This is a genomic window from Ruegeria atlantica (assembly GCF_947495585.1).
Lineage (GTDB): Bacteria > Pseudomonadota > Alphaproteobacteria > Rhodobacterales > Rhodobacteraceae > Ruegeria > Ruegeria atlantica_G.
Genome location: NZ_CANLZK010000012.1, coordinates 35,331 through 61,186, shown reverse-complemented (window position 1 = coordinate 61,186; position 25,856 = coordinate 35,331). Strand labels below are relative to the sequence as shown.

The following is a 25,856-nucleotide window of genomic DNA, read 5'->3' as shown; positions in this document are numbered from 1 at the left end:
AGGTCAGTCACGCTTGTATGACACCTTTCGCCACCGGGTTTCTGACCCGGGGCGGTTTTCGGAACCCCGGTCAGCGGCAACTTTTATACAGCCGGGGTATGCGCATTTGCATCGTGCAGCACGACTGAAAAGCCCCCATTACTGGGCGCGTCTGGCGGCCGCAGCGGCAAAAACAGGTCGCCCTGAGTTGGAAAATCACGCCCTGAAACGGCTGGGAGAATTAAATGAAAACTTGGTGCTGTGAATCCTTGGCATATGGCTTGACCCCGTCTGTGATTCCCACTACATGCATCCAACCAGTTTTCGGGCGCGACTTCGGGTTGTGCCCCTTGTGATTTGGCCGAGGGTGTAATGCCTGGCCTCCAGAAACAAAGGAAGAAACCATGTCGCGCCGTTGCGAACTGACCGGAAAAGGCCCGATGACTGGCAACAATGTCAGCCATGCCAAAAACAGAACTCGTCGTCGTTTTCTGCCCAACCTGAACGACGTTACGCTGCAGTCGGAAACGCTGGGCCGTGGCGTCAAGCTGCGCATCTCGGCGGCTGCCCTGCGTTCGGTCGACCACCGTGGTGGTCTGGACGCGTTCCTGGCGAAAGCCAAGGACGATGAGCTGTCCAACAACGCATTGAAAGTGAAAAAGGAAATCGCCAAGGCGCAAGCTTCGGCCTAAGACCTTTTTCCTGCAAGAATTCAGGCCCTGTACCTTATGGTGCAGGGCTTTTTCGTTTTGTGCAGAGTGCTGTTCTCAATTTGGAATTAAATTTTCGCATTGGGTGAAATTGTTCACATACCGTTTGCTCTACCCGTATTATGTTTAGGCATATTCATCTGGCGGAGTTCAACCTCATGTCGTTCAAATCATTACCTTCTTTCTCCCTTCTGGCCGGCTTTTTCGGCAAAACGTTTGGGGCATGTCTGCGGATACAGCGTCGGGTGAATCGGCTGCATACAAGCCTGACAAAAGGGTCCGTCAAGCGTCCGGAACTGGACCGCTGACATTGTCCTCCCGGCCCTGGGCTTCAGGCGTGTCTGATTGCGCTTGAAGCCCGTTTTGTCTCTGGCCTATATCGGGGACAGGATGAAACCCTTTCTGAACAAAGTTCTGCCGTTTGTGCTGTCGCTGCTGGTCGTTTTGACCGGGCAGGGCCTTGCTGCATCGCGCGGTGTGGACCGTGCGGTCGGGCATATGGTGTTGTGCACCGGTTCGGGACCGGTTGTGGTCTATATGGATGCCGAAGGGCAGCCGACAAAGGCCCCACACTTCTGTCCGGATTATGCGCTGAACCTGATGGGCGCGTTGAGCATTGCGGAACCGTCCTTGCCGGATGCCCCGGAAATCGATCGACCCATGCCATCGCGCATGGCGGAGAATCTGATTGCTCTGCCTATACCGTCTCAGCCTGCTCGGGCGCCTCCTGCAAGTGTTTGATTCATTAAAATTCTTATCAAACACCAAACTACAGGAGAGGCGCTATGTCCCTCACATCCAGACTGCTGACCACACTTGCCGCCGCAACCATTGCTACCGCCGCTTTCGCGCAGGGCACGATCACCGTCGATGACGCTTATGCTCGGTCGTCGGGTAAATCAGCCAAAGCTGGCGCGGCCTTCATGATGATCCAGAACACCGGCGCGACCGATGATCGTTTGATCGGTGTTGAATCGGACGCTGCGGCTCGGGTCGAGTTGCATACACATATTGTCGACGAAAATGGCATTGCCAAAATGACCCGTGTCGAAGAAGGCATTTCCATCCCGGCTGGTGAAACGCACATGCTGAAGCGCGGCGGCGACCACGTGATGTTCATGGGCCTGACAGCCCCGTTTGAACAGGATGCAATGGTTCCCGTTACGCTGATCTTCGAGACAGCAGGCAAAGTCGAGATCGAAATTCCGGTGGATTTGGTGCGTAAGGACACCGGCGGTCACGGTTCGCATTCGAACTAAGGTTACGCTTAAATTCGGGCCGCGCTGCGGCCGTCATCTATACGACAGGCCGGGAAATTCCCGGCCTGTCGTGGTTGTGGAAAAGGTTCAGCGGTTGACCACCCGCATTGCCACGCGATCATGGGCGCGTTTGAAGCGCATAGCCAGCCAGAGCATCACGGCAGCAACAGCCAGCGCCGAGAAGGCAATCGCCCAACCGAGCGCCACCATGCCGGTGCCGGGCCAGAACAATAAAACAAGACCGATCAACAGCGCAACGATGCCGGAGTTGCGCATGGTGGATGCGTCCGGATGTGCATCGGGCAATTGCCGCCACGCCATCAGCGAGCCTATCCCGACAATCAAAGCCCAGGCGCCGAGCAGGAAGAACGCGAGGCGCGCGACGCCTTCCGGCCAGATCAGCAGGATCAGTCCGATCAGAAGCGCCCCGATGCCGAAACCGCCAATCAGGCCACGCCGGCCAAACCCCAGCAGCGTCAGGCCGCCATCGAGGACCAACAGCAAGCCCACCAGACGGATCAGCAACGAGATACTGCCCGTCGGCCAGAATAGCGCTGCGATCCCGAGCGCACCGGCCAGGATTCCGCGCAGCAAGAATGTCCACCACAGGTCCATTAGCTGATCACCAAAGGCGCCGCGTGTATCGAGCCTGTCATCGTCAAGGATTTCACCTTGTTGGTTTTTGGGGTCTGTCATGGGGACCTCTCGGGTTGTTAGGGCACTAGTATAGCAAGGAAATTCGCCGCTTGTCTGCGGGTATCGCCCTACTGCGAGTTCAGGATCTGATCAACCCAGCGCGGAACGGCTTCTGTCGCGGGGCCCAGTATGACTTCGTCGAAACTGGATGCGCCGGTCGACGGCTCGAGGTTCAGTTCGACAGTTCTTGCCCCGGACATCATGGCCTCGTGCACGAAAGCCGCGGCGGGATAGACCTGACCCGAAGTGCCAATGGCGGCGAAGATGCTTGCGCCTGCCAGATGATCATAGATGGCGTCCATGTGATAAGGCATCTCACCAAACCACACCACATCCGGACGCGCAGTGGGGGCTACGCAGGCAGGGCAGGGCTCGCCCACGGCCATCTCGGGCGGTGCCGTCCAGCGGTGGCCGCAGGCCGCGCAAAGCGCTCCGGCCAGCGTTCCATGCATGTGGATCACGTTTTGCGCGCCACCGGCCTCGTGCAGGCTGTCGACGTTTTGTGTGACGATCACAACCTCGCCGGGCCAGTCCTGCTGTAGTCGGGTAAGTGCATCGTGGGCCGCGTTAGGTTGCGCCTCGGCGGCCTGTACGCGGCGGGCATTGTAAAACCCGTGCACCAGCGCGGGATCACGCGCGAACCCTTCGGGCGTGGCAACGTCTTCGATCCGGTGTTGGGCCCACAAACCGCCCTCGTCGCGGAACGTGCCCAACCCGCTTTCGGCGGAAATCCCGGCCCCTGTCAGAATGACGATCTTTTCCATCTTGGCCCTTCGCGTTGCACCGTGGTTCATGACCCACCGTATCCTGTTCGTCTGTCTGGGCAATATCTGCCGTTCTCCCGCCGCCGAAGGTGTTTTTCGCACCCGCGCGCCGCATCACACGACCGATAGTGCTGGGACGTCGGGTTGGCACATCGGTGACCCACCTTATGGGCCGATGCAAAAGGCAGCTCAGTCGCGCGGCATAAAGCTTGATGATTTACGGGCGCGGCAATTCGCAGCCGCGGATTTCGACAGGTTCGATCTAATCATCGGGATGGATGCCGACAACATCGCGGATATTGAGGCATTGAGGCCAGCCGGGAACGAAACCCCAGTGCGTCTGCTGACGGATTTTGCGCCACATATCGGCACAGACCACGTCCCGGACCCATACTATACACGTGACTTCGATGGAGCATTGGATCTAATCGAGGCAGCGGTCGAAGTTCTCGACGCGCATCTGCGCAGCTAGCTCATCAGTTTTAGGCGAGTATTCAACCACGGCAATTGTGCAAGGGCCGGGTCAACAATCTGGCTGCCCATAAGGCGGCGCATCATGCCTGCGACCTCTTGCGGAACCTGACCTGACCAGTCGGTGCGGGTGAATAAGGAAATCGTCCGCGAAACGTCTCCGATCGGGGCAGGGTGTGCCTCAAGCCCGTCATGGAATCGCGCCGCCCGCATATAGCCCAGCGGCGTCGTGATCGCCCAGCCGAGGCCGCGCGCGACCATCGCCATCAGCGCCAGATGAGAACCGATTTCGAACCGTTCTTCAAATTCCAGCTGCTGGCGCGCCAGATGGGCCTCAATCTGGCGGCTGATCAACTGTTCGCGGGCATAGCGTAGGAAGGGCAGATCCTGCATGGTATTTTCGGCCCCTTTGGGCGTCACCAGAATGAAGGGATCGCGAACCAGCGGGTATTCAACAACGCCTTCCAGAACCTCGCCGCTATGGGCCGACACCACAAGCTGAAGGCGCTGCGCCTCAAGTTCTTCGAACAGGTCGAGGCTGGGCAGTGTGATCAATTTGAACTTTGACCGCGTCAGACTTTCGGCCAACAGAGTGGCCAGTCGCGGGGTCAGGTCATTGTCGAAATCGTCAATCAGGCCGACAGACAGGGTCGCAAGGTGACCCAAGTCCATCACGGTCAACTCGCTTTGGGCCATCTGCAGCTCGGCCAGAACCGCCTGCGCGCGGGCCAGAAAGCTGCGCCCGGCCTGCGTCAGGCGCATCGGGCGCCGTGCATGGTCCACCAGATCGGTGCCCATCGCCTTTTCCAGATTGCGCAACTGCTGGGACACTGACGGCTGGCTGAGCCCCGTGATCTCGGCGGCCTGCGCCACCGATCCAGTCCGCGCCAACGCCTCGAACACTTCGAGGCCGCGCAGGGTCAGCCCTTTCATAACCATCAGATATCCCTTTCGCTGAGCCTTTCTGGGGCGCAGTTCGGGTCAGGTCAAGGATTGATCAGCCTAGTTGCAGATCGCCTTCGCCATCTGACCAAAGTTCCGATACCGGTCCCACAGCGCATCGTCGCGCGCAGTCTGTGACATCTTGAGCTCTTGCGCCTGATGCGGGTCGCGGAACCACTTGGCAACGGTCTTCTGATCGCTACGGGTCAACGCCTGATTGGCCACCCGCTGAATGCAACTACACCGATCTCGCGTCGCTGCCGACCGGTCAGACGCCAGACACGCCCGTTTGATTTGCGCCGCGTCTACTACCGGAGCTATTGCCATCAGCGAAGTGGCACAGAATGCGATTAAGAGGAACTGTTTCATGCTCATGCCTCGTTTTTGCCTGCCCGGACGGGTCTGATGCCCCTCTCGGTCTGCGGCGGAGTATGAATCAAACTGGAATTGTGATCAATGGCCAAGATATTTCGCAGCAACAGCGCCGCCTCGGTTCGGGTCAAAGCCGGTCGGGCAGTTTCCATTGGGCCTGCCGCGCACCCCGCGAGGTCACGAAAGAACAATCTGTCGGGGTCATCACATTGCGTCGTTGGCGTTGACAGAAGGCTCTCGGATGCGGCGCCATTGGCGCGGATAATACTGTGGTTGTCCAGCAGTACGTGGTGATAACAGGCAGTTTTCTCGTTGGACAGGGTCGCAACGCCTGCATCTACGAAACTGATCGCTGGCACAAACACCTCGGGTGCTGCAAACAACAGTTCCGCTACTGGATGCGCGATTACCAGCCTGTGCTGTTGCGAAACCTATATCGGCGAGAAGTTAAATATTATTCCGGTCGGAACCTCGACCAATCTGAAACGTCCTGCCGCTATGACATCCTGCGATCCGACCCATTTCACCGATTGACAGCCATTGTCCTGCGTCCAAACCTTGTCGCCCGGACGCAATGTCTCGATACGGGCATAGCCATTTGGGGTTTCTATCAATGTGCCACTGCCATAACAGATCGGCGTGACGTAGTCCGCAACGGCAAAGCTTGGACCTTCCTGGGTGTCAACAACCGTCAGTGTAACGCCTGCTGGAGGAAACTCCCCCAGGCCACCGATGAAGGCGATCCCTTCCACCGTCGCATAGGATGGGGACGAGTTGTTCACGTTGAACGCGATGGCCTGCCACGTGTTTGTACCATCCGTCAGCGTGATACCGTATTCGGCCTCAACCCGAGTACCGTCGTTGAAGTTGACGCCGTCGATAGTTTGATCACCGTCGAGGAGCTGGTTGGTGTCATTGTCGGCAAAATTCGTGTCACTACCGCCATCGCTGATGAAGACCTCGGTAGCGGTTCGCGTGTCAATCGTGATGGTCTGTCCGATAAGGTGTATACCTGTACCCTGGTCCAAACCATCCAACCCCTGCGAAACAGAGATGGAAAGCTGGCTTTCACCCAGCACGAATATCGAATAATTGGCCAAAGACTACTCTGCTTTCTTGTTGGTGCGCCGGCCATTCAGCGCCACTATCCTACCCGCTGGCTGATTTTGGGTAAATGCGTCAGAGCAGAAAGACACCATAGCAGCCTTTTCTGCAACGCTTCACGGCTTGACGAGGCCCCAATCTCCGGACATATCCCAACCCATGACAGACCTCGCTCATATCCGCAATTTCTCCATCGTCGCGCATATCGACCATGGCAAATCCACCCTTGCTGACCGGCTCATCCAAGAGACCGGGACAGTCAAGGATCGTGACATGAAGGAGCAGCTGCTCGACAGCATGGATATCGAGCGCGAGCGTGGCATCACCATCAAGGCCAACACGGTCCGCATCGACTATACCGCTGACAACGGCGAGCAGTACGTGCTGAACCTGATCGACACCCCGGGCCACGTGGACTTTGCCTATGAGGTCTCGCGGTCGATGCGCGCGGTCGAAGGATCGCTGCTGGTTGTGGACTCGACGCAGGGCGTCGAGGCGCAGACGCTGGCGAATGTCTACCAGGCCATTGACGCCGATCATGAGATCGTGCCGGTGCTCAACAAGATCGACCTGCCGGCGTCTGACTGTGACCGGGTCGCCGAACAGATCGAGGATGTGATCGGCATCGACGCCTCCGAGGCCATTCAGGTTTCGGCTAAGACCGGGCAGGGCATCCACGAAACGCTGGAATCCATCGTCACCCATCTGCCCGCGCCTAAAGGCACGCTCGACGCGCCGCTCAAGGCGATGCTGGTCGACAGTTGGTACGACGCCTATCTCGGCGTCATCGTGCTGGTCCGCATCATGGACGGCACGCTGAAAAAGGGCATGCGGGTCAAGTTTATGTCGAACAACACCCTGCACCATGTCGACCGCGTCGGCGTTTTCCGTCCCGAGATGGAGATGGTCGACAGCCTCGGCCCCGGTGAGATCGGTTTTCTCACCGCGTCCATCAAACAGGTCCGCGATACCCGCGTCGGTGACACCATCACCAATGACCGCAACGGCACCGAAGAGGCTCTGACAGGCTTCAAACCCGCGCAGCCGGTGGTATTTTGTGGCCTGTTCCCCGTCGACAGTTCGGAATTCGAAGACCTGCGCGACGCGATCGACAAACTGGCGCTGAACGACGCCAGCTTCAGCTTTGAAATGGAAACCTCGGCAGCACTTGGCTTTGGCTTCCGCTGCGGCTTCCTTGGCCTTTTGCACCTTGAGGTCATCCGCGACCGTATCGAACGCGAATATGATATCGAGCTCATCACCACCGCGCCGTCGGTGATCTATCACGTCTACATGAAAGACGGCGAGATGATCGAGCTGCACAACCCCGCCGACATGCCCGACCCGTCCAAGGTCGATCATATCGAGGAACCGCGCATCAAGGCGACCATTCTGGTGCCCGATGAATTCCTGGGCGACGTGCTGAAACTCTGCCAGGACCGCCGTGGCATCCAGCTGGACCTGACCTATGCGGGCAGCCGCGCCATGGTCGTCTATGACCTGCCGCTGAACGAGGTCGTCTTTGACTTCTACGACCGCCTGAAATCGGTGACCAAGGGATATGCCTCGTTCGACTACCAGATGACCGGTTATACCGAGGACAATCTGGTCAAGATGTCGGTGCTGGTGAATGACGAGCCCGTCGATGCGCTGTCGACCATGGTTCACCGCGACCGGGCTGAGATGCGGGGCCGGGCGATGTGCGAAAAGCTAAAGGACCTGATCCCGCGCCACATGTTCAAAATCCCGATCCAGGCCGCCATCGGAGGCAAGGTCATCGCCCGCGAGACCCTCTCGGCCCTGCGCAAGGACGTGACCGCGAAGTGCTACGGAGGCGACGCCACGCGGAAACGCAAACTGCTGGACAAGCAGAAGGCGGGTAAGAAAAAGATGCGTCAGTTCGGGAAGGTGGATATCCCGCAGGAGGCATTCATCTCTGCTTTGAAGATGGACAGCTAAGGCTGCCCATCATGAATGAAGGTTCGCGAAAGCAGTTAGCGGGACTCTAGCATAGCCTGAGAAGCTGCTTTCGGGTTCAGCCCTCAAAAAGTTGAATGACGCTCCAAATGGGAAGTATCATCAACGGAGACGGGCCAGTTTCATCTGGAGCAATTCCGAAACCGAATTTTTCGTAGAGCTTAGTTGTACGTTCATTGAGGGAGCGCAATGCAACCCCGTAAGGAGCGACATACTTAGATACTTCATAGGCTTTTCGAAGCGCGTCTACCAACAAATGCGTTCCGATTCCAGACGACTGCCGTGGAGCTGCGACTGCTAGGTAGTCGATGTAAATCAAGGGTGCGCCGTTTGACCAAGCGTCACGGTGCTCAGCCGAAATTTTCGAGGTCTGTTCGGTGGACAATGATAAGCAATAAAAGCCTATTGTGGGCCCGTCGGTCGTTGACCTTGCACAAAACACTCGTGCCCTTCGTCTTTCGTGAAATTTGTGGGCCTTATCCTTGGCCCACTTATCTATCTCTCTTTCCCCGCACGAAAAACTGCGGAGGCAGTCTTTAGTGCGCAGTAACGTGACTTCTGGATGTGGATGGTCTGAAATCTTCTCTGCACTCGTCATCTATGTTCTTCTGATAATTCTCAAATGCTCGACGAAGTTCAGGCGTAACACCACCGGTGTTCTTGTACAACTGGCGGCAGAAGTCATAAGCCTCTTTATCGCTTGAAAAGAGTGCCTTCTTTTTGTCTGGACTAGCGCTAAAGCGAAGAAATTCCCAAAGCGAAAAAGCCATTTGTCTCACCGGTCTCTAAGTTAACTCAGCACCGGGTCGCAGTGCATCAATATCTGATTCTGTAGTGATCCGACCCTCGTTCCTTCACTACATCTATATAGAACGTAGGCCTTTTTGTGTAAAAAATAAGTTCTGTCAATTCACGGAATTGAAATATCCCAACGTCATACGCGTTTTTTTGCCGCGCGTGAGACGAAAATAAGCTCAAATCATAGCTAACAGAAGCTGTCGTGCCTGATTAGAGTTCTAAATGTCAGGGCTGGAACGGATATTCAACCCATCCGCACGGCGGTGCCGCCGAGCCGCGCCGACCCGCCCTCATGGGGCGGCGCGGCCCTTGGGACTTAGAATTCTGTGACTAGCCGCTGACAAATCACCTCATTAGGTTGTCGCTATGACAATGAACTATAAAACTATCTTGGAGCGTTGGCCCGTCGCGACGATTGGCCTGACGTTTCTTTCCTACTTTGTTTTGCAAAGCATTGCGGACCACACTTTCCGCGCCTTTGATCAGCAGGAATTTAACCCCGGTTGGGTACTGTTTCTCATTGTTGGTGGCTGGGGATTCTACAGCATGTTTCACATGGCATTTTATCTAATTCGAATGTTTAAATAGTATCGTATCAGTGGTTTATCGGTCGTCCACTTAACACCTGTGACCCAGCTCACAGCTCCAATCGCACCCGCCTGTTACACTTAACCCATCGGAACCCTCAGCAGGAGGCGCAGATGTCCACATCCATGATCCCCCTTATCGCCCTGGGGTCGGCGGGTCTCTATTCCGTGGCCATGATCGCGATGAAGTTCTGGTGGAAACTCCCCGGCGTGGGGCTTGGCCTGCTGATCGTCGCGACCCTGCTGGCCGGGGCAACGCTAGAACTCGCCGCGCTGCGCGAGGAACGGCTAGGCATCATCTATACCGGAATTCTAGGGGCCGAAGTTGTTCTGATCGCCGTCGCCTCGTTCTTTCTGTTTGGCGAAAACTTTTCGTATCGCGAGGCGGCAGGTATCGGTCTGGTCATCCTCGGCACCGCGCTGGCCTGGGCCTGAGGCAAACATTACCGGTTTGTGAAGTTTCCCTTAGGTAAGTTGCAACCCGCGCACTCCCTTCCAATCTGTTCAACAGGCCAGCAACGGCCCTGAACTTTGGAGGAGAGCCCATGACCAGATATATGACTGCCGGAGCAGCCGCTCTGGCGACAAGCCTCAGCCTTGCCACGGCCTCGATGGCCGAAACCACACCGGATCTGCGCGGTGCCTGGACAGGCACCTATACCAAGGTTTCGCCGTCCCGGGTGACCACCGGCGATGCGCCGCGCTTTCATCAGGGAGAGTGGCTTCTGGATATTCAGCAGCAGCAGGACAACCTGTTCTGGGGGCCCAGCATGTGGCGACCGGATGCTGGCACAGATTGGCGCGTGTTTGACGCCACCGGCACCATCAGTCTGGATGGGTCAGGCACCATCGGCATCGTCGAAAGTTCGGCCGATCCGCAAGTGGGTGTGAATGCGCTGGTGGATGCGCGCTATCAGGACGGCAAGATTTACGCGGATTTCCGTAGCCTGCGTCGCGGGACAACGTACAGCGTTGTGCTCGAACGTCAGGTGAACTGAAGCGTTTCCGGCCCGATCGGCTGTAGGGGGTACTGGCTGCACCGTGTTGCAGCGCGTAGTAGGTAATCTCGGTCGGGTCGGAACGCTTCTCATAAACGGACACAGCGTCTCCTCAGGGGGGGACGGGTCGGGCGGCATCTTGGCTGCAAGTGACAGGGTCCTGAACACACGGTGCCGGATTGCGGCGTTCCCTGGCACCTGTGGTTTAGGCTCTCGCGAACCTTCAGCGCGGCTTTGCTTGTGGTCTGAGGGCCGTCCGGCCCCGGATTCTCTGGTTATCTCTGGCTGGGCAATCACAAGATACGCCTGATTCGATGCTCTGAGGCTGTGAATATCCACAATTGGCAGCAAAATGGCTTTTGCAGGTGCAGAAAACGGGGAAAATCGGGTCATTTCGTCGAATTCAGCGTTTTCCATTGCCAAGACCGCACGGCGTTTCAATTTCCGGAGTTATCCACAATTTTCTCCCAGCGGATATCAACACTTTATCCCCGTCTATTTTTCATGCTGCAGTGCTATTTTCTTGTCGGAACATGACCCGGATGTAACAGTTCTATTACCGCAACGGTTCTTAGGAACCAGGGTGGGACGCAAAGGCCGAAGGCGGGTCGAGGCAATAAAGGCAAGTCTTAGGATTGGTTTTTATATGCAAAGGCTTACCGGTGGATGGTCAGCTGAATTGGGTGTCAGACCCGGGTCAGATGATCAGACTCTCAGAAGGTCGATGCGTGCTGTAAGGCATCTTAGGGTGCCGAGCAGCGGCCGTGGCCTGTAACAGGGTCGGGGCAACTGGATCGGGGCGTCCCTCGGGCGCATCGACCCGGCAAGGCGTCAGGAGTATCCGTGAGGGTACATGCATGGACCGCGTCTGCGCACCTGACGCCTTTTCCTTTTCTCAGGTCTATCCAGGCTACCACTCTGCCCCCCCGCAAAACGGGAACGGGGTTCTTGTGGATACACAAGAACCCCGAAGTGTCAGATATGCAATGCCGCGTCTATGCACCTGTGCCAAGGAGTGTACCTCGGTTGGTCGCAATCTTCAACCATATCCTGTATGCGTAAGTTACGCTTTCACAACATCCTGAATTGCGTCAGATATTCTGCTGAACGTCTGTTGCAGCTTCCTGGATGGCATCGCCTGCTTTTTCGATATCTTTGCCTGCACCCTTGGTCGTCTCGCACGCTGCAAGGGTAAACATTGCCAGCCCTACTAGAATTGCTCGGATCATCAGTACCTCCATTTGATTTTCTATACATGGCGTAGCAGCTTTTATTTGCTGGAACCAGTATTTTACCGTGCTTGCAACGGGCGTAGAAACACGAAGCTGCCGAGCCAATTGACCGCATGGATTGTGAAGGTGGGGTGTGGCCGCACCGACGACGGATCGTTCCGATCGAAAAGATTGGACTTACGCGTCGGGTGCGGTGGAAAGATGAACGAAATCAGTCCTTATCGCCCGCGCAGAACAGCTCATACACCACTTCCAGCATACGGCGCGGTCTGTCGTCAGCAAGGCGGTAGTAAATAGCTTTGCCTTCGCGTCGCGGAATCACAAGGCCTTCCAGACGAAGGCGGGACAGCTGCTGCGAGACAGCCGCTTGCCGCGCGGACAGAAGATCCTCAAGCTCGGTCACGGATTTTTCGCCAGAGACCAGATGGCACAAGATCATTAATCGGCCTTCGTGACTGATCGCCTTGAGGAAATTCGATGCGCGGGTCGCATTTCCCGCCATCCGGTCGAAATCGTCAGACGTCATATTCTGTGAAATCTGAGGCAATGCCATTGGTGTTTTCCTTTTGGGCCCTGGTGTGAGGGCACTTTTGTGAGTGAGCACATTTGTGAGTGGTTCGCTAAAGCGGTTCGCATTGCTACACGTTCTGTGCATGAATTTCCATATGCATGGATCAAAATGCCGTGATGGGAAAAGGGGAACTTATTGTTTAGAGCATCAAACCGCGCATTGACATCGGCGGCTTCGGTACGTTCGACATCAGACTATCCACCTATTTTGGACGGTTGGAGTGCGATCTGTTGAGCCCCCCTTGCAGCCCCCCCGTGGCGACACTAAGACTCGGGTAACGTTTCTTCGGGTAATGTCCCGATCCATAGCAAAACAGGCAGGTTCTCATGTTCGATCCCGTTGACACCTATATGAATACGCTCGTTCCCATGGTCGTCGAGCAGACCAGCCGGGGTGAACGCGCGTATGATATTTTCTCGCGCCTTCTGAAAGAGCGGATCATTTTCATCAACGGTCCGATCCACGACGGGATGAGCCACCTGATCGTCGCGCAATTGCTGCACCTCGAGGCCGAAAATCCGAACAAAGAAATCTCGATCTACATCAATTCGCCTGGCGGCGTGGTTACCAGCGGTTTGTCGATTTACGATACAATGCAGTATATCAAGCCCAAATGTTCGACATTGGTAATCGGTCAGGCAGCCTCGATGGGGTCGGTTTTGCTGGCCGGGGGCGAGAAGGGAATGCGTTTCTCGCTGCCCAACAGCCGGATCATGGTGCACCAGCCCAGCGGCGGCTATCAGGGCCAGGCCAGCGACATCATGATTCACGCGGCCGAGACGCAAAAGCTGAAGGATCGCCTTTATGACATATACGTGCGTCATACCGGCCAGACCAAAAAGGCGGTTGAAAAAGCGCTGGACCGTGACAATTTCATGAGCCCGGAAGAGGCGAAAGACTGGGGTCACATCGACGAAATCGTCGAAAATCGCGCCAAAATGGACGGTGACGAGGCCTAAGAATATCTCCCCACGTCCTGGGCGTGGGGACCATTTTTGAGATTGTAGCCGCCCCGGTGGTGGCCTAAGCTGCACCAACATGTGGCATGCGCGGTTCGACATGGACCGCAGGGACGAAGCCCGAAAGGTAGAACATGGCGACGAATTCAGGCGGTGACGGCAAAAACACGCTCTACTGCAGCTTCTGCGGCAAGAGCCAGCATGAGGTACGCAAGCTGATTGCCGGCCCGACCGTTTTCATCTGCGATGAATGCGTCGAGCTTTGTATGGACATCATCCGCGAAGAGACGAAGGCCAGTGGCCTGAAATCCAGCGATGGCGTTCCGACACCCAAAGACATTTGTGAGGTGCTGGACGATTACGTAATCGGTCAAGCCACCGCTAAGCGGGTTCTGTCGGTTGCTGTTCACAACCACTACAAGCGTCTGAATCATGCCCAAAAGGCCGGCAGCGATATTGAGCTGGCCAAGTCCAACATTCTGCTGATCGGTCCGACCGGCTGCGGTAAGACGCTGCTGGCGCAGACGCTGGCGCGTATTCTGGATGTTCCGTTCACAATGGCGGACGCAACAACGCTGACCGAAGCCGGGTATGTGGGTGAGGATGTTGAAAACATCATCCTCAAGCTGCTCCAGTCCAGCGAATACAATGTCGAACGCGCGCAGCGCGGCATCGTCTATATCGACGAGGTCGACAAGATCACGCGCAAATCCGAAAACCCGTCCATCACGCGCGATGTGTCAGGTGAAGGTGTGCAGCAGGCGCTGCTGAAGCTGATGGAAGGCACCGTGGCCAGTGTGCCGCCGCAAGGCGGGCGCAAGCATCCGCAGCAGGAATTCCTGCAAGTGGATACCACGAACATCCTGTTCATCTGCGGTGGTGCTTTTGCAGGTCTGGATAAAATCATCGCACAGCGCGGCAAAGGCTCGGCCATGGGCTTTGGCGCGGACGTGCGGGACAATGATGAACGCGGCGTAGGTGAGATTTTCAAGGATCTCGAGCCCGAGGATCTGCTGCGGTTCGGCCTGATTCCGGAATTCGTCGGACGTCTGCCGGTTCTGGCAACGCTGGAAGATCTGGACGAAGATGCACTGGTCACCATCCTGACCAAACCCAAGAACGCTCTGGTCAAGCAATACCAGCGCCTGTTCGAACTGGAAGATGCCGAGCTGGCCTTTACCGATGATGCGCTCAAGTCGATCGCCAAGAAGGCCATCGAACGCAAAACCGGCGCACGCGGGTTGCGCTCGATTTTGGAAGATATCCTTCTGGACACCATGTTCGAGCTTCCGGGCATGAAGAACGTAACCGAAGTGGTGGTGAACGAAGAGGCGGTGTCGTCTGACAAGCAGCCCCTGATCATCTACGCGGATGCCGCGGAATCAGCTTCGGCAGGGTAAGGCACAACAAGAATTACCAAGACGGCGCGGCATTGACCGCGCCGTTTTCTATTGGAGGGAAGCATGAAAATCAGACGCATTTCATCTGGCGGCGAATTCGAAGCCAAAGTCGGCTATTGTCGTGCTGTGGTTGCAAATGGCTTTGTCTTCGTAGCCGGGACCTGCGCCCAGGGTGATAACGTGCCCGATGATATCGTATCACAGTGCAAATCGTCCCTGGAGGCTATTGGAAAAGCGCTGGCCGAGGCTGGAGCCGGTTTTGCAGACGTGGTTCGGGTAAACTACTATTTGCCGGATATGAATGAGTTCGAACTTTGCTGGCCATTGTTGGTGGACGCATTTGGTGACAACCCGCCTGCAGCGACGGTTGTCGAATGCAATCTCATAACCCCAAAAGACCGTATCGAGATTGAAGTGACCGCGGTTCTGCCGAAATAGGGACTGCGATCCTTGTGACACTGGACCTTAGTGAGGCTTTGGTCCATATCTGCGAGTACAGAAATGCCGGAGGCAGCTGATGGGAATCCTAAACAGTCTTTTGCGGGCCGTAACCTGGTGGAACGGATCCACATTGAACACGCAAATTTACACATCGCGTAAGGGTATCAAGGTCGGTGAAGACGACGAAGGCAACGTGTTTTACCACAATGCTGACGACAGTAGACGTTGGGTGATTTTCAATGGTGAGGCTGAGGCGAGCCGGGTTGATCCAGATTGGCATGGCTGGCTGCACCGCACCTGGGATGAGCCGCCGACGGACAAACCGCTGAAACACAAATCCTGGGAAAAACCGCATCAGGAAAATCTGACAGGCTCTGCTTTGGCTTATGCACCAGCAGGTTCTTTGCGCCGCCCGGACCCGGTCGAGCGTAAGGACTACGAGGCCTGGAGCCCGGAATAACACGAGGCGAGCAATGTCGAGTTATAATGCAACCGAAGTTCTGGTCGGTGGGGTCGTCTTAGCCTGTGCCGTCGCATTTGGCGTTTACGCCAGCCAATCCACCGGCCTGTCGCAAAGCAGTGGCGGCTATGAACTGGGCGCCTCTTTCCGTTCCTTGGAAGGGGTAGGCGTCGGCACCGACGTACGCCTTGCTGGTGTCAAGATTGGCACTGTAACCGGTGTAGACCTGAATCCCGAAACCTATCGCGCCGATACCACCTTCTCGATCTCTGACGGAATTCTGGTGCCGGACGACAGCGCGATTGTCATCTCATCCGAAGGGCTGCTGGGCGGCAACTTTGTCGAGGTTATGCCGGGTGGTTCGCCGTTCTACTTTGAAGCGGGCGATCAGGTCGAAGATACGCAAGGTGCCGTCAGTCTGATTTCCCTGCTGGTCAAGTTTGTGGCCGGGGACGGAAGCGAATGAAGCGATTTGCCCTGATTGCAGCGTTGCTGGTCGCGACGGGGGCCACGGCCCAGCAAAAAGCCCAATCCGGTCCAGGCGCAATGCTGCGTGGTCTGGACAAGGTCAGCGGTCAGACCGTCGATGTTGAAATGCGGAATGGTCAGACACTGCCGGTTTTTGGGTTGGATGTGGCCTTGGGCGATTGTCGCTATCCAGCGGACAACCCGACCGGTGATGCGTTCGCCTATCTGACGATCTGGGAAAAAGGCAGGACAGATCAACTGTTTGACGGCTGGATGATTGCCACGTCGCCCGCATTGAACGCGCTGGACCATGCGCGTTATGACGTCTGGGTGATGCGCTGTATTACTGCATCGGGCGACTGAGGCACGTCTGCTGCGAAATCCGCACTGGCATTGATCGCCTCTTCAAGTGTGTTCCGATATTGCGTACGCGGAATCTCGATCGCTCCCAGAGACGCCAGATGAGCGGTCAGAAACTGGGTATCAAACAAGCGAAATCCGGTTTGGCGCAAGCGATCCACGAGATAGGCCAGCGCGATTTTCGAAGCATCCTTTCGACGGGAAAACATGCTTTCGCCGAAAAACGCCGCACCCAGTGTAACGCCATAAACGCCGCCGACCAGTGCGTCCTCATCCCAGACCTCCAGCGAATGGGCCCGGTCCGCGAGGTGGAGTTGTTGATAAAGGTGGCGCAATTCTGCATTGATCCAGGTGTCTGCCCGATCAGCGCAGCCATCGACCACTCCGGAAAAATCGCGGTTGATGCTGATGGAAAAGCCGGACTTTCGAATGCGGCGTGCGAGGCTGCGCGAGATATGAAAGCCATCTAACGGAAAAACGCCACGAAATTTGGGATCGACCCAAAACAGTTCCGGGTCATCGCGGTGTTCGGCCATCGGGAAAATTCCAATGGAATAGCCGTGTAGCAAAAGTTCAGGGGTCAGGCTCATGCGCGATACCCGGGGACCAGAGCGCAAGTGCCCTCTGGTCGCTTGGTTTTATTGGGCCATATTCGCCGCAAGCCAGTGTTCCAGCCAGTGAATGTTGTAATCACCGTTGTGGATTTCCGGCTCTTGCAGCAATGCATGGAACAGCGGCACGGTTGTATCGATACCGTCCACGATCAGTTCGCCCAATGCGCGATCTAGCCGTGCCAGCGCCTCGGCCCGATCACGGCCATGCACGATCAACTTGGCAATCAGCGAGTCGTAATAGGGTGGAATCGAATACCCATCATACAGCGCCGAATCCATCCGCACACCCAGACCGCCGGGGGCATGAAAGGCCGAGATCCTACCCGGGCAGGGTGAGAAGTTCGGCAGCTTTTCTGCATTGATCCGGACCTCAATGGCGTGGCCGTTGATCACAAGATCGTCCTGACCAAACGACATCGGTTCGCCAGCTGCGACGAGAATTTGTTCGCGCACCAAATCGACGCCAAAGATGCCCTCGGTCACCGGGTGTTCTACCTGCAGGCGGGTGTTCATCTCGATGAAGTAGAACTCGCCGTTCTCATACAAGAACTCGATGGTTCCGGCGCCAATATAGTTGATCTTGGCCACGGCGTCCGCGCAGACTTTACCGATCTTGGCGCGCTCTTCCGGGCTGATGCTGGGGCCGGGTGCCTCTTCAAACACCTTCTGGTGGCGGCGCTGCAGCGAGCAGTCGCGTTCGCCCAGATGCACAGCCTTGCCCTTGCCGTCACCAAAGACCTGGATCTCGATATGGCGGGGCGTCGTCAGGTATTTCTCGATATAGACCTCGTCATTGCCAAAGGCGGCTTTGCCCTCGGCACGTGCGGTCATAAATGCGCTTTCCATCTCATCCGCGCTCATCGCGACTTTCATACCGCGACCGCCGCCGCCAGCGGTGGCTTTGATGATGACGGGATAACCAAATTCCTCGCCGATTTTCTTGGCGGTCTCCAGGTCTGGCACGCCGCCGTCCGAACCCGGAACGCAAGGCACACCCAGCGCTTTCATCGTGTCCTTGGCGGTGATCTTGTCGCCCATGACGCGGATGTGCTCGGCGGTGGGGCCGATAAAGGTGATGCCGTGATCTTCGACGATCTGCACGAATTCGGCATTCTCGGACAGGAAACCATAGCCGGGGTGGATCGCCTGTGCGCCAGTAATTTCACACGCCGAGATGATCGCAGGCACCGACAAGTAGCTTTGCGGGCTGGGCGGAGGGCCGATGCAGACCGATTCGTCCGCCATGCGCACATGCATCGCGTCGCTATCGGCGGTGGAGTGGACGGCGACCGTCTTAATCCCCATCTCGCGGGCAGCGCGGATGACCCGCAGGGCGATCTCGCCTCGGTTAGCAATCAGGATCTTGTCGAACATGGGACCGCCTTACTCAACGATGACCAGAGGGGTGCCGAATTCCACCGCATCACCGTCACCGACCAGAATGCGTTTGATGGTTCCGGATTTGGGCGCGTGAATGTGGTTCATGGTTTTCATCGCTTCGACAATCAGCAGAGTGTCGCCTTCGGACACCGATGCGCCGACGCTGATGAAGGAAGGTGCGCCCGGTTCGGGCTGCATATAAACGGTTCCTACCATGGGCGAGGTGACAGCGCCCGGGTGGCTGGCCGGATCTTCCTGTGCCGCCGGAGCTTCGACAGGTGCAGCGGCTGCTGCTACGGGTGCTGGTGCCGCTGCCGGTACGGCCATCTGAACAGGGGCGGGCGCGACCTGCGACATACGGCTGACGCGGACATTCAAACTGTCGTCGTCACCATATTCGCGCATGACTTCCAGTTCGGTCAGGTCATTTTCGCGCAGCAGTTCGGCCAGTGCCTTGATGAATGCCACATCCGCTTCGTGTTTGGTATCTGTCATGAGTGTCCTCGACGGTTCCCCTTTGGCCCGTCTGTTCTCGCGGGCTTTGGTCTGATTACGCAGCGTTATAAGCTAAGCGGACGGTCATGAAAAGCGCAGTCTCGGCATGTCAGATGGGGGTTTTACCCAATATTTCGGGGGGAAACGGATTAAAGGGGCATGCCTGAGAGTTTTGCCACAAGTTCCGGTAGTTTGCGCGCGCCGAACTTCTCTAGCAAACGGGCGCGGTAAGCCTCGATCGTGCGATAACTCAGCCCCAGCTCGACGCCGATTTCCTTGGCGGACAAACCACGGCAGGACATGATTGCAACTTCGCGTTCGCGGGTTGTCAGTTCGACCAGCGGGCGGTCTTCTGAGATGTCGGAAAAGCTCCAGATGCCATGGCGAAACGGGTCGTCCGGTGTCAGGGATCGTCCGCGTGCACGGCACCAGAACAAGTCCCCGTCGCGTCGGCGCATGACCCGTTCGTCTGTGTAATATCCTGTGTCCTGCATCGCTTTCAGGCCGCGCTGTCCGATCCTCTCCCAATCCGCGACCGACGGGTAGAGGTGCAGCAGAGGCATATTGCGGTACTCTGATTCCTCGCCGCCAAAGGTGCGGGCAAATTGCAGATTGCAGCGTCGGATGATGCGGTTTTCCAACTCGACCAATCCGATGGGGGCATATTCGAAAGCTGGATCGCTCATCCGGCTATCGTGCAAGGAATTCGGGAAAATTAGAAGAGGGTGGATGCAGATTTGGCAGATTGGGCACCGATTGCTGGGGTGGAAGGTAAGGCCCATCCGTAACCACAGTTGTGAATGCTGTAAATGGGCTATGAAAATTGGCCGTTAAGCATTAGAAATTTAATAGGAGTTTTGAAAAGAATGGATCGAATTGGGTGATGGAACATGCGCGACACGCTGACGGGTAGCCGCATTCGCGAGCGACGCCAAATCTCAGGTTTGCGGCAGGCCGAGCTTGCGCGGCAGGTCGGGATCTCGGCGTCTTACTTGAATCTGATCGAACACAATCGCCGCCGGATCGGGGGCAAGCTGCTGGTGGACATCGCCAATGCCCTGTCTGTTGAGCCTTCGCTGCTCACTCAAGGGATTGAGGCTACGCTGATTTCGGCGCTGCGCGAGGCTGCTGCAGATGCGGTTGGACAGCAGGCCGAAGTGGATGCGCTGGAAGAGTTCGCAGGCCGGTTTCCCGGATGGGCCGGAGTTCTGGCGCAGATGCACCGCCGGGTCGTCTCGCTTGAGCGCACGGTCGAAACCCTGTCCGATCGGTTGACGCATGATCCACATCTTGCCGCGTCGATGCACGAGGTGCTGTCCACGGCCGCTGCCATTCGTTCAACGGCGGCGATTCTGGCCGACACGCAGGAAATCGAGCCCGAGTGGCGCGATCGGTTTCACCGCAACCTGCACCAGGATGCTGAAAGGCTAGCTGACAGTTCCAAGTCTCTGGTGGCATATTTGGATGATTCTGATGCGGCCGATGACCGTCGCGGTGTACCCTCGGAGGATGCTGAGGCTTTTTTTCAGGCCAGCAGCCACCATTTCCCGCAGATCGAAGCCGGCGGAAGCGGTGCGGACATTGACCTGAGCGCGATTGAATCGGCGGCAGCGCGGACTGTGACCAAGGGATATCTGGATACCTACGCCGCAGATGTCAGAGCCATGCCTCTGGACGACGTGCAGAAGGCTCTGACCGAGGCCGAGCCTGATCCGCTGGCTCTGGCGGCACGGTTTTCAGTAGATATCCCGACAGTCCTGCGGCGGCTGGCGACATTGCCCGAAGGATATCTGGGGCGGCCGACCGGGTTGGTGGTCTGTGACGCGTCCGGCAGTATCCTGTTCAGTAAATCCGTGCCGGGTTTCGCCATGCCACGCTTTGGCGAAGCCTGCCCGTTTTGGCCCATCTTTCAGGCGCTGAACAGACCATTGGTTCCGATCCGCAAACGTGTTGTGCAATTGGGCCGAACAGCGGCCGAGTTCGACTGCTATGCCTACGCGTGGCCGCAGGCGGTTTCAGGATATGACGATGCGCCAGCCTATCATTCAGTCATGCTTGTCCGAGCGGTGGAAGAGGGGGCACCTAGCGCGCAATCCGCGACCCGGGTCGGTCCAAGCTGCCGGGTTTGCCCGAATGACGCCTGTGCATCGCGCCGTGAGCCGTCGATTTTGAGCGAAGGTTTTTGACAGTTTCCTGACAGAAGGCTTAAGCTGACGCCGACAGGTTCACGGACAGAACCTGTCATGGGGAGGAATGGAACATATGAGCCGTAAGGTTCTGTTAATTGAAGATGAGCCCAACATCGCTGAGGCCATTCGATTTTTGCTGACCCGCGAGGGATGGCACGTTGAAACGCACGCAGAAGGGTCAGATGCGATAGAAGTCATCCAGGGCGCAAACCCTGATCTGGTCATACTAGACGTTATGCTGCCTGGCAAAAGCGGGATGGAGATTTTGCGCAACCTGCGCGAGCTTGAGGGCATGCAGCATTTGCCCGTTTTGATGCTGACTGCGCGCGGGCAATCGCGCGACCGGGAAATGGCTGAAAATGCCGGGGTCAGCCGCTTTATGACCAAACCGTTTTCCAACGCCGAAGTGCTGACAGCGGTGCGAGACCTGCACGCGCAGGCAACGCGGTCATGAACTCGGGCGAAGATCGTAAACCCCAAGGGGTCCGGCCTTCGCTATTTCTCGAGCGTCAGAGTTATCGCCGCCGCAGGTTGATGGATGCCGCGCGTCTTTTGCCCATTCTGGGGGCTGCTCTGGTTGCCATTCCGCTGCTCTGGCCAAGCCAAGGCTCATCTGATGATGGTGTGCCGCTGTCTTCAGCAATTCTGTATATCTTCACGTGCTGGGCTTTGCTGATCATAATCAGTCTGATCTTTGGATTTGCAGCCAGACGAATGGTTGTAAGTGACGATGCCGAGGCAGAGTCGGATTGATGGCCACACTAAACGTTCTGATCCTGGTTTGCCTCGGCTATGTCGTTCTGTTGTTCGGGGTGGCTTTTGCCGCTGACCGGATGGCGGCCGCTGGCCGAGGGGCGTGGTTGCGGTCTCCGCTGATTTATACCTTGTCGCTGTCGATTTATTGCACGGCTTGGACCTTTTACGGCGCGGTCGGAAATGCTGCGCGGTCCGGGTTGGAATTTGTTACGATCTACCTTGGGCCAACGCTGGTGATGCTCAGCTGGTGGTGGGGTCTGCGCAAGCTCGTTCGGGTCGGACGCACCCAGCGGGTAACATCCATCGCAGACTTGATTTCCTCGCGATACGGAAAATCCAACACGCTGGCCATTTGCGTGACCATTCTGGCCGTTTTGGGTGGAACGCCGTACATCGCGTTGCAGCTGCAATCCATTACACTGTCTTTTTCCATCTTTGCCGAGGCTGATCCCTCGGGCCTCTACCGAGAAGGTTCCAGTGTGTTTTGGGTAGCTGCGGGCCTGGCGGTATTTGCTATCCTATTTGGCACTCGAAATCTGGACGCGAATGAGCGTCACCACGGCGTGGTCACCGCCATTGCGTTGGAATCGGTCGTCAAACTGTTTGCCTTGCTTGCGGTTGGTGTCTTCGTGGTTTGGGGCGTTGCGGGTGGGATCGGCCCGATGATGGATCGCATCGATGCCTCGGAGATTGGGCAATGGAATGTGGATGCCGGACGTTGGACGACCTTCATTTTCCTCTCGGCCGCCGCTTTCATCTGTTTACCGCGGATGTTTCAGGTGATGGTCGTTGAAAATGCGGATGAGGGGCATCTGAGAACCGCTGCCTGGGCTTTCCCGCTATATCTGCTGTTGATGAGCCTATTTGTGGTGCCCATCGCCGTCGTGGGTCTGGATTTGATGCCCGAAGGCTCGAACCCCGACCTGTTCGTGCTGACGGTGCCCTTGTCGCAGGGGAACGACTGGCTGGCGATGCTGTCGTTTATCGGCGGGTTTTCCTCGGCCACGTCTATGGTCATCGTGACGGCAATGGCGCTGTCGACCATGGTGTCGAACCATCTGGTCATGCCGATCTGGCTAAGCACGCAAGGGGGGGCGGGATCTGTCTCGGGTGACGTGCGCAACGTGGTACTGATGGCGCGACGCGTGTCCATCGCGGTCATCATGGCGCTGGGTTACTACTATTACCGCTTGTCGGGCGGTGGGGCGGCTCTGGCGTCGATCGGGCTGGTGGCCTTTGCGGGCATTTCCCAGATCCTGCCAGCGCTGGTCGGTGGATTGTTCTGGCGCGGGGCCACGCGAACCGGGGCGTTGGTTGGTCTGACGGTTGGGTTCGTGTTGTGGATTTATACTTTGCTATTGCCGGGGATGGGGGGCGCAATAATGCCCGACTCGGTACTGCAGAACGGCCCCTTCGGGTGGGGCTGGCTGCGTCCACGGGCCCTGTTCGGGATCGAAGGCATGGACCCCATGGTCCACTCGGTCATGTGGTCGTTGGCATTGAATACGGCTGCGTTCTGCGCCGCGTCATTGTTGAGCTTTCCCAGCCCGTTGGAGCGTCTTCAGGGCGCGCAGTTCGTCAACGTCTTTGACCATTCGGTCTCACCGGCTGGTTGGACCGGGTCGGTGGCGCAAAGCGAAGACCTGATGATCATGACACAGCGCATTCTGGGCTCTGGCCCGGCGCAGGAGTTCTTTCAGCGCGAGGCTGAAGCACAGGGTGGACGGACCAGCCTGCCGGAACCCACGCCGGGGTTTCTGGAAAGACTGGAACGTGAACTCAGCGGCTCGGTCGGCGCGGCCACGGCACATGCGATGATCGGGCAGATTGTCGGTGGATCGTCCGTATCGGTTGAGGACTTGCTTGCGGTGGCTGACGAGTCAGCGGAACTGTTGGAGTATTCCAGCCAGCTTGAGGCCAAATCTGCCGAGCTCAGCCGAACCGCGCGCCAACTGCGAGAAGCGAATACCAAGCTGACGCAGATCTCCGAACAAAAAGACGGGTTCCTCAGTCAGGTCAGCCATGAATTGCGGACGCCGATGACCTCAATCCGGGCCTTTTCCGAGATCATGCGCGATACGGATGGTCTGAGTGCCGAAGAACAAACGCGCTATGCCGCGATCATCCATGATGAGGCCCTGCGGCTGACACGCCTGCTGGATGATTTGCTGGACCTGAGCGTTCTGGAAAGCGGTCGTGTGAGCCTGAATATGGGTGGGGATACCCTTGGTTCGATCCTGGATCGGGCGGTCTCAAGCGCATTGGCGGGGTCGCACCCAAAACTTAGGATTCGCCGCGCGCGACCGTCCGAGCGTATTCCGCTGAACACTGATCTTGATCGGTTAGGGCAGGTCTTTATCAATCTGATTTCGAACGCACAGAAATACTGCGACGCGGATGAACCCGTTCTGACCATCTCGGCCCATGATGTCGGGGGCCAGGTCGTCATTGATTTCACCGATAACGGCAGTGGCATCCCACCCGAAGCGCAATCGATGGTGTTCGAAAAGTTTGCCCGTGTCGGTGGGGACAAGGCGGGTGGCGCTGGTCTGGGTCTGGCGATCTGCCGCGAGATCATGCAGCGTCTTGGCGGCGAGATCAGTTATCTTCCCGGCCAGGGCGGCGCGGCCTTTCGGGTCCGCCTTCCGCTGGCGCACCGGCAAGCTGCGCAATGATACGAGCATAAAGACATTGGTAACCCGCCTCGGGTTAGACCGGATACCAGGTTCAGAAACTCAAATCGGTATCGGGCATGACGCAGTCTGTCAGCACAGCTTTGGCGCGCAAACTTTCAGCGGGACAAGAAGAGCAAGGTGAAAAGCCGCGTTCCGTTCTTCGTGCCCTTCGACTGGCCTTTGCGCGAACGGCAGGGGATCGGTTCCAGCTGCCGTTATCGGTGATCGGTGCAAGGCAGTCTTTCAAAGCCCAGAACACGCTGGCTGAGGTGGTTGATGCGGACTGGATGCTGTTGCGCCTGGGCAACGCGGACGGGATGTCCGCTGCGATTTGCGTGGATATGGGGGTCGTGTCAGCGATCGTGCAAGTGCAGACAATTGGTGAAGTTATGCCGAACCCGCCAACAGCACGGGAGTACACAGATACGGATGCAGCAATGGTGGCGCCGCTGGTTGAAGACGCTTTGACCAGGGCCGTCGCGCTGGTCGATACAGCCGCCGATCAATCCAGTCTTACCGGTTATGAATTCCGGGCGCGGATGGCGGATCTGCGTTCATTGTCGTTGGCTATGGTCGAAGACGCATATCGCGTGTTTGACCTGACGGTAGAACTTGGCGGTGGGCTGCGACAGGGGCAGATCACAGTCCTGTTGCCCGATACACCGTCAGAGCAGGAGGTCGATGATGAAATTCAAGTTGCTGCCGGCCCGAAGCTTGAGCAAGCGTCGGGGGTTGTCCGGGCCGAATTGAATACGGTGATCGGCAGGATGTCAGTGCCATTGGTAACCCTGTCCGGGCTGTCAGTTGGGGACGTTCTACCGTTGACCGGATCACGGCTAGATCGTGCGGAAATCCTGACAATTGGTCGAACGCGGGCTGCAATTGGACGTTTGGGACAATGCGGAGGAATGCGCGCAGTACGGTTGAACGAATGTGCTTCGGCTGGGGCGTTGGAGCAAGCTGAAATGCCCGAGTTTCTGGAAGCGCGAAGCAGCGCGCCAGTTCCGGACACTCTGAAAGATCCGATGCCAATCGATCCCGCGCATGAGGTCGTACCGATAGATGAAGTGGCATTGAACGAATTGGAGGGCGATCTGGGCTTTGGTAGCCCGGATCAGATGGCGGCCGAGATTTCGCAACTGGCAGGTCTGACGGGATTGGACGACGTTCCCGATCCAACCTGACCTGAGCGCCAAAGG

At 57.2% G+C, this 25,856-nt stretch carries 30 protein-coding genes and 1 pseudogene; 19 read left to right on the top strand and 12 right to left on the bottom strand.

Annotated features, from left to right (window positions below; all coding sequences use genetic code 11):
• The first annotated feature begins 383 nt into the window (after nt 1-383).
• From rpmB to QMP16_RS17985, 3 genes are all read left to right on the top strand, one after another.
• Nucleotides 384-671 carry a 50S ribosomal protein L28 gene (gene rpmB / locus QMP16_RS17995; RefSeq protein ID WP_058272217.1) on the top strand — a complete coding sequence of 96 codons (288 nt, stop codon included), beginning with the start codon at nt 384-386 and terminating at the stop codon, nt 669-671.
• A 363-nt stretch (nt 672-1,034) separates the two neighbouring features.
• Nucleotides 1,035-1,430: a hypothetical protein gene (locus QMP16_RS17990; RefSeq protein ID WP_282153503.1), complete on the top strand. Its 396-nt coding sequence runs from the start codon at nt 1,035-1,037 to the stop codon at nt 1,428-1,430.
• Between the two features lie 44 nt (nt 1,431-1,474).
• A complete protein-coding gene (locus QMP16_RS17985; protein WP_282153502.1) occupies nt 1,475-1,948 on the top strand; it encodes a copper chaperone PCu(A)C in 474 nt (157 codons plus the stop codon).
• Nucleotides 1,949-2,035: 87 nt separating this feature from the next.
• On the opposite strand, the gene QMP16_RS17980 is transcribed toward QMP16_RS17985, so the two are convergent.
• Nucleotides 2,036-2,644 (bottom strand): HdeD family acid-resistance protein, encoded by a 609-nt coding sequence (locus tag QMP16_RS17980; RefSeq protein ID WP_282153501.1) that lies wholly within the window; start codon nt 2,642-2,644, stop codon nt 2,036-2,038.
• Nucleotides 2,645-2,712: 68 nt separating this feature from the next.
• Nucleotides 2,713-3,408, bottom strand: a complete 696-nt coding sequence (locus tag QMP16_RS17975; protein ID WP_282153570.1) for an NAD-dependent deacylase — start codon at nt 3,406-3,408, stop codon at nt 2,713-2,715.
• A 28-nt stretch (nt 3,409-3,436) separates the two neighbouring features.
• Between QMP16_RS17975 and QMP16_RS17970 the strand changes: the two genes are divergently transcribed.
• Nucleotides 3,437-3,880, top strand: a complete 444-nt coding sequence (locus tag QMP16_RS17970; protein ID WP_282153500.1) for a low molecular weight protein-tyrosine-phosphatase — start codon at nt 3,437-3,439, stop codon at nt 3,878-3,880.
• Here QMP16_RS17970 and QMP16_RS17965 read toward each other — a convergent pair.
• The 3 genes and pseudogenes from QMP16_RS17965 to QMP16_RS17955 all read right to left on the bottom strand — a co-directional run bounded on the left by QMP16_RS17965 (nt 3,877) and on the right by QMP16_RS17955 (nt 6,272).
• Nucleotides 3,877-4,818, bottom strand: a complete 942-nt coding sequence (locus QMP16_RS17965; protein ID WP_282153499.1) for a LysR family transcriptional regulator — start codon at nt 4,816-4,818, stop codon at nt 3,877-3,879. The two genes, QMP16_RS17970 and QMP16_RS17965, sit on opposite strands and share 4 nt — an antisense overlap.
• A gap of 63 nt (nt 4,819-4,881) precedes the next feature.
• Nucleotides 4,882-5,190 carry a hypothetical protein gene (locus QMP16_RS17960; RefSeq protein ID WP_282153498.1) on the bottom strand — a complete coding sequence of 103 codons (309 nt, stop codon included), beginning with the start codon at nt 5,188-5,190 and terminating at the stop codon, nt 4,882-4,884.
• A gap of 2 nt (nt 5,191-5,192) precedes the next feature.
• Nucleotides 5,193-6,272, bottom strand: a pseudogene (locus QMP16_RS17955) (Hint domain-containing protein).
• A gap of 184 nt (nt 6,273-6,456) precedes the next feature.
• On the opposite strand from QMP16_RS17955, the gene lepA reads away from it, so the two are divergent.
• Complete coding sequence (gene lepA, locus QMP16_RS17950) at nt 6,457-8,256, top strand: translation elongation factor 4 (RefSeq protein WP_058272209.1); 1,800 nt, start codon at nt 6,457-6,459, stop codon at nt 8,254-8,256.
• A gap of 76 nt (nt 8,257-8,332) precedes the next feature.
• Here the strand turns inward: lepA and QMP16_RS23670 are convergent, their stop codons facing one another.
• The gene (locus QMP16_RS23670) at nt 8,333-8,872 is read right to left on the bottom strand and encodes a GNAT family N-acetyltransferase (protein ID WP_432653415.1); all 540 of its coding nucleotides are present in this window, start codon (nt 8,870-8,872) and stop codon (nt 8,333-8,335) included.
• 572 nt (nt 8,873-9,444) lie between these two features.
• Between QMP16_RS23670 and QMP16_RS17945 the strand changes: the two genes are divergently transcribed.
• The 3 genes from QMP16_RS17945 (at nt 9,445) to QMP16_RS17935 (ending at nt 10,657) form a co-directional block, all read left to right on the top strand.
• The gene (locus QMP16_RS17945) at nt 9,445-9,660 is read left to right on the top strand and encodes a hypothetical protein (protein WP_282153497.1); all 216 of its coding nucleotides are present in this window, start codon (nt 9,445-9,447) and stop codon (nt 9,658-9,660) included.
• Between the two features lie 113 nt (nt 9,661-9,773).
• Entirely contained in the window at nt 9,774-10,094 is a 321-nt protein-coding gene (locus QMP16_RS17940; RefSeq protein WP_282153496.1) for a hypothetical protein, read from the top strand.
• 110 nt (nt 10,095-10,204) lie between these two features.
• On the top strand, nt 10,205-10,657 hold the full coding sequence (locus tag QMP16_RS17935; protein WP_282153495.1) for a hypothetical protein: 453 nt from the start codon (nt 10,205-10,207) through the stop codon (nt 10,655-10,657).
• A 1,091-nt stretch (nt 10,658-11,748) separates the two neighbouring features.
• Here the strand turns inward: QMP16_RS17935 and QMP16_RS17930 are convergent.
• The gene (locus QMP16_RS17930; protein WP_199528492.1) at nt 11,749-11,886 is read right to left on the bottom strand and encodes an entericidin A/B family lipoprotein; all 138 of its coding nucleotides are present in this window, start codon (nt 11,884-11,886) and stop codon (nt 11,749-11,751) included.
• Between the two features lie 214 nt (nt 11,887-12,100).
• Nucleotides 12,101-12,442: an ArsR/SmtB family transcription factor gene (locus QMP16_RS17925; RefSeq protein ID WP_109313386.1), complete on the bottom strand. Its 342-nt coding sequence runs from the start codon at nt 12,440-12,442 to the stop codon at nt 12,101-12,103.
• Between the two features lie 344 nt (nt 12,443-12,786).
• On the opposite strand from QMP16_RS17925, the gene QMP16_RS17920 reads away from it, so the two are divergent.
• The 6 genes from QMP16_RS17920 (at nt 12,787) to QMP16_RS17895 (ending at nt 16,551) form a co-directional block, all read left to right on the top strand.
• Nucleotides 12,787-13,419, top strand: coding sequence for an ATP-dependent Clp protease proteolytic subunit (locus QMP16_RS17920; RefSeq protein WP_108861785.1), 633 nt, complete (start codon nt 12,787-12,789; stop codon nt 13,417-13,419).
• 134 nt (nt 13,420-13,553) lie between these two features.
• Nucleotides 13,554-14,819, top strand: coding sequence for an ATP-dependent Clp protease ATP-binding subunit ClpX (gene clpX, locus QMP16_RS17915; protein WP_058272201.1), 1,266 nt, complete (start codon nt 13,554-13,556; stop codon nt 14,817-14,819).
• 63 nt (nt 14,820-14,882) lie between these two features.
• Nucleotides 14,883-15,257, top strand: coding sequence for a Rid family hydrolase (locus tag QMP16_RS17910; RefSeq protein ID WP_282153494.1), 375 nt, complete (start codon nt 14,883-14,885; stop codon nt 15,255-15,257).
• A 79-nt stretch (nt 15,258-15,336) separates the two neighbouring features.
• Nucleotides 15,337-15,720: an NADH:ubiquinone oxidoreductase subunit NDUFA12 gene (locus QMP16_RS17905; RefSeq protein WP_058272199.1), complete on the top strand. Its 384-nt coding sequence runs from the start codon at nt 15,337-15,339 to the stop codon at nt 15,718-15,720.
• A gap of 13 nt (nt 15,721-15,733) precedes the next feature.
• Nucleotides 15,734-16,186, top strand: a complete 453-nt coding sequence (mlaD, locus tag QMP16_RS17900) for an outer membrane lipid asymmetry maintenance protein MlaD (RefSeq protein ID WP_058272198.1) — start codon at nt 15,734-15,736, stop codon at nt 16,184-16,186.
• Nucleotides 16,183-16,551: a DUF2155 domain-containing protein gene (locus tag QMP16_RS17895; protein ID WP_108861789.1), complete on the top strand. Its 369-nt coding sequence runs from the start codon at nt 16,183-16,185 to the stop codon at nt 16,549-16,551. The genes mlaD and QMP16_RS17895 overlap by 4 nt, the downstream gene beginning before the upstream one ends.
• Here QMP16_RS17895 and aat read toward each other — a convergent pair.
• From aat to QMP16_RS17875, 4 genes are all read right to left on the bottom strand, one after another.
• Nucleotides 16,506-17,138: a leucyl/phenylalanyl-tRNA--protein transferase gene (gene aat / locus QMP16_RS17890; protein WP_282153493.1), complete on the bottom strand. Its 633-nt coding sequence runs from the start codon at nt 17,136-17,138 to the stop codon at nt 16,506-16,508. The two genes, QMP16_RS17895 and aat, sit on opposite strands and share 46 nt — an antisense overlap.
• Before the next feature lie 48 nt (nt 17,139-17,186).
• Nucleotides 17,187-18,536 (bottom strand): acetyl-CoA carboxylase biotin carboxylase subunit, encoded by a 1,350-nt coding sequence (accC, locus tag QMP16_RS17885; RefSeq protein ID WP_282153492.1) that lies wholly within the window; start codon nt 18,534-18,536, stop codon nt 17,187-17,189.
• Between the two features lie 9 nt (nt 18,537-18,545).
• Nucleotides 18,546-19,037 carry an acetyl-CoA carboxylase biotin carboxyl carrier protein gene (accB, locus tag QMP16_RS17880; protein ID WP_058272194.1) on the bottom strand — a complete coding sequence of 164 codons (492 nt, stop codon included), beginning with the start codon at nt 19,035-19,037 and terminating at the stop codon, nt 18,546-18,548.
• Between the two features lie 149 nt (nt 19,038-19,186).
• Entirely contained in the window at nt 19,187-19,723 is a 537-nt protein-coding gene (locus tag QMP16_RS17875; RefSeq protein WP_282153491.1) for a LuxR C-terminal-related transcriptional regulator, read from the bottom strand.
• A 204-nt stretch (nt 19,724-19,927) separates the two neighbouring features.
• On the opposite strand from QMP16_RS17875, the gene QMP16_RS17870 reads away from it, so the two are divergent.
• The 5 genes from QMP16_RS17870 to QMP16_RS17850 all read left to right on the top strand — a co-directional run bounded on the left by QMP16_RS17870 (nt 19,928) and on the right by QMP16_RS17850 (nt 25,841).
• On the top strand, nt 19,928-21,223 hold the full coding sequence (locus tag QMP16_RS17870) for a helix-turn-helix domain-containing protein (RefSeq protein WP_282153490.1): 1,296 nt from the start codon (nt 19,928-19,930) through the stop codon (nt 21,221-21,223).
• Between the two features lie 76 nt (nt 21,224-21,299).
• Complete coding sequence (locus QMP16_RS17865; protein WP_113788253.1) at nt 21,300-21,680, top strand: response regulator transcription factor; 381 nt, start codon at nt 21,300-21,302, stop codon at nt 21,678-21,680.
• Nucleotides 21,677-21,979, top strand: a complete 303-nt coding sequence (locus tag QMP16_RS17860) for a hypothetical protein (RefSeq protein WP_282153489.1) — start codon at nt 21,677-21,679, stop codon at nt 21,977-21,979. Before QMP16_RS17865 ends, QMP16_RS17860 begins: the two co-directional genes overlap by 4 nt.
• Entirely contained in the window at nt 21,979-24,657 is a 2,679-nt protein-coding gene (locus QMP16_RS17855) for a sensor histidine kinase (protein ID WP_282153488.1), read from the top strand. Before QMP16_RS17860 ends, QMP16_RS17855 begins: the two co-directional genes overlap by 1 nt.
• Before the next feature lie 77 nt (nt 24,658-24,734).
• Complete coding sequence (locus QMP16_RS17850; protein ID WP_282153487.1) at nt 24,735-25,841, top strand: FliM/FliN family flagellar motor C-terminal domain-containing protein; 1,107 nt, start codon at nt 24,735-24,737, stop codon at nt 25,839-25,841.
• The last annotated feature ends 15 nt before the right edge of the window (nt 25,842-25,856 follow it).

Excerpts from the sequence above, each read along its gene's own strand:
- QMP16_RS17875 (WP_282153491.1), bottom strand. The coding sequence starts at position 19,723 with ATGAGCGATCCAGCTTTCGAATATGCCCCCATCGGATTGGTCGAGTTG.
- QMP16_RS17975 (WP_282153570.1), bottom strand. The coding sequence starts at position 3,408 with ATGGAAAAGATCGTCATTCTGACAGGGGCCGGGATTTCCGCCGAAAGC.
- QMP16_RS17895 (WP_108861789.1), top strand. The coding sequence starts at position 16,183 with ATGAAGCGATTTGCCCTGATTGCAGCGTTGCTGGTCGCGACGGGGGCC.
- QMP16_RS17850 (WP_282153487.1), top strand. The coding sequence starts at position 24,735 with ATGACGCAGTCTGTCAGCACAGCTTTGGCGCGCAAACTTTCAGCGGGA.
- QMP16_RS17970 (WP_282153500.1), top strand. The coding sequence starts at position 3,437 with ATGACCCACCGTATCCTGTTCGTCTGTCTGGGCAATATCTGCCGTTCT.
- QMP16_RS17860 (WP_282153489.1), top strand. The coding sequence starts at position 21,677 with ATGAACTCGGGCGAAGATCGTAAACCCCAAGGGGTCCGGCCTTCGCTA.
- clpX (WP_058272201.1), top strand. The coding sequence starts at position 13,554 with ATGGCGACGAATTCAGGCGGTGACGGCAAAAACACGCTCTACTGCAGC.
- QMP16_RS17935 (WP_282153495.1), top strand. The coding sequence starts at position 10,205 with ATGACCAGATATATGACTGCCGGAGCAGCCGCTCTGGCGACAAGCCTC.
- QMP16_RS17945 (WP_282153497.1), top strand. The coding sequence starts at position 9,445 with ATGAACTATAAAACTATCTTGGAGCGTTGGCCCGTCGCGACGATTGGC.
- QMP16_RS17920 (WP_108861785.1), top strand. The coding sequence starts at position 12,787 with ATGTTCGATCCCGTTGACACCTATATGAATACGCTCGTTCCCATGGTC.
- QMP16_RS17910 (WP_282153494.1), top strand. The coding sequence starts at position 14,883 with ATGAAAATCAGACGCATTTCATCTGGCGGCGAATTCGAAGCCAAAGTC.
- QMP16_RS17960 (WP_282153498.1), bottom strand. The coding sequence starts at position 5,190 with ATGAAACAGTTCCTCTTAATCGCATTCTGTGCCACTTCGCTGATGGCA.
- QMP16_RS17905 (WP_058272199.1), top strand. The coding sequence starts at position 15,337 with ATGGGAATCCTAAACAGTCTTTTGCGGGCCGTAACCTGGTGGAACGGA.
- QMP16_RS17985 (WP_282153502.1), top strand. The coding sequence starts at position 1,475 with ATGTCCCTCACATCCAGACTGCTGACCACACTTGCCGCCGCAACCATT.
- QMP16_RS17930 (WP_199528492.1), bottom strand. The coding sequence starts at position 11,886 with ATGATCCGAGCAATTCTAGTAGGGCTGGCAATGTTTACCCTTGCAGCG.
- aat (WP_282153493.1), bottom strand. The coding sequence starts at position 17,138 with ATGAGCCTGACCCCTGAACTTTTGCTACACGGCTATTCCATTGGAATT.
- QMP16_RS23670 (WP_432653415.1), bottom strand. The coding sequence starts at position 8,872 with ATGACGAGTGCAGAGAAGATTTCAGACCATCCACATCCAGAAGTCACG.
- QMP16_RS17865 (WP_113788253.1), top strand. The coding sequence starts at position 21,300 with ATGAGCCGTAAGGTTCTGTTAATTGAAGATGAGCCCAACATCGCTGAG.
- lepA (WP_058272209.1), top strand. The coding sequence starts at position 6,457 with ATGACAGACCTCGCTCATATCCGCAATTTCTCCATCGTCGCGCATATC.
- QMP16_RS17925 (WP_109313386.1), bottom strand. The coding sequence starts at position 12,442 with ATGGCATTGCCTCAGATTTCACAGAATATGACGTCTGACGATTTCGAC.
- QMP16_RS17965 (WP_282153499.1), bottom strand. The coding sequence starts at position 4,818 with ATGGTTATGAAAGGGCTGACCCTGCGCGGCCTCGAAGTGTTCGAGGCG.
- mlaD (WP_058272198.1), top strand. The coding sequence starts at position 15,734 with ATGTCGAGTTATAATGCAACCGAAGTTCTGGTCGGTGGGGTCGTCTTA.
- accC (WP_282153492.1), bottom strand. The coding sequence starts at position 18,536 with ATGTTCGACAAGATCCTGATTGCTAACCGAGGCGAGATCGCCCTGCGG.
- rpmB (WP_058272217.1), top strand. The coding sequence starts at position 384 with ATGTCGCGCCGTTGCGAACTGACCGGAAAAGGCCCGATGACTGGCAAC.
- QMP16_RS17855 (WP_282153488.1), top strand. The coding sequence starts at position 21,979 with ATGGCCACACTAAACGTTCTGATCCTGGTTTGCCTCGGCTATGTCGTT.
- QMP16_RS17980 (WP_282153501.1), bottom strand. The coding sequence starts at position 2,644 with ATGACAGACCCCAAAAACCAACAAGGTGAAATCCTTGACGATGACAGG.
- QMP16_RS17940 (WP_282153496.1), top strand. The coding sequence starts at position 9,774 with ATGTCCACATCCATGATCCCCCTTATCGCCCTGGGGTCGGCGGGTCTC.
- accB (WP_058272194.1), bottom strand. The coding sequence starts at position 19,037 with ATGACAGATACCAAACACGAAGCGGATGTGGCATTCATCAAGGCACTG.
- QMP16_RS17870 (WP_282153490.1), top strand. The coding sequence starts at position 19,928 with ATGCGCGACACGCTGACGGGTAGCCGCATTCGCGAGCGACGCCAAATC.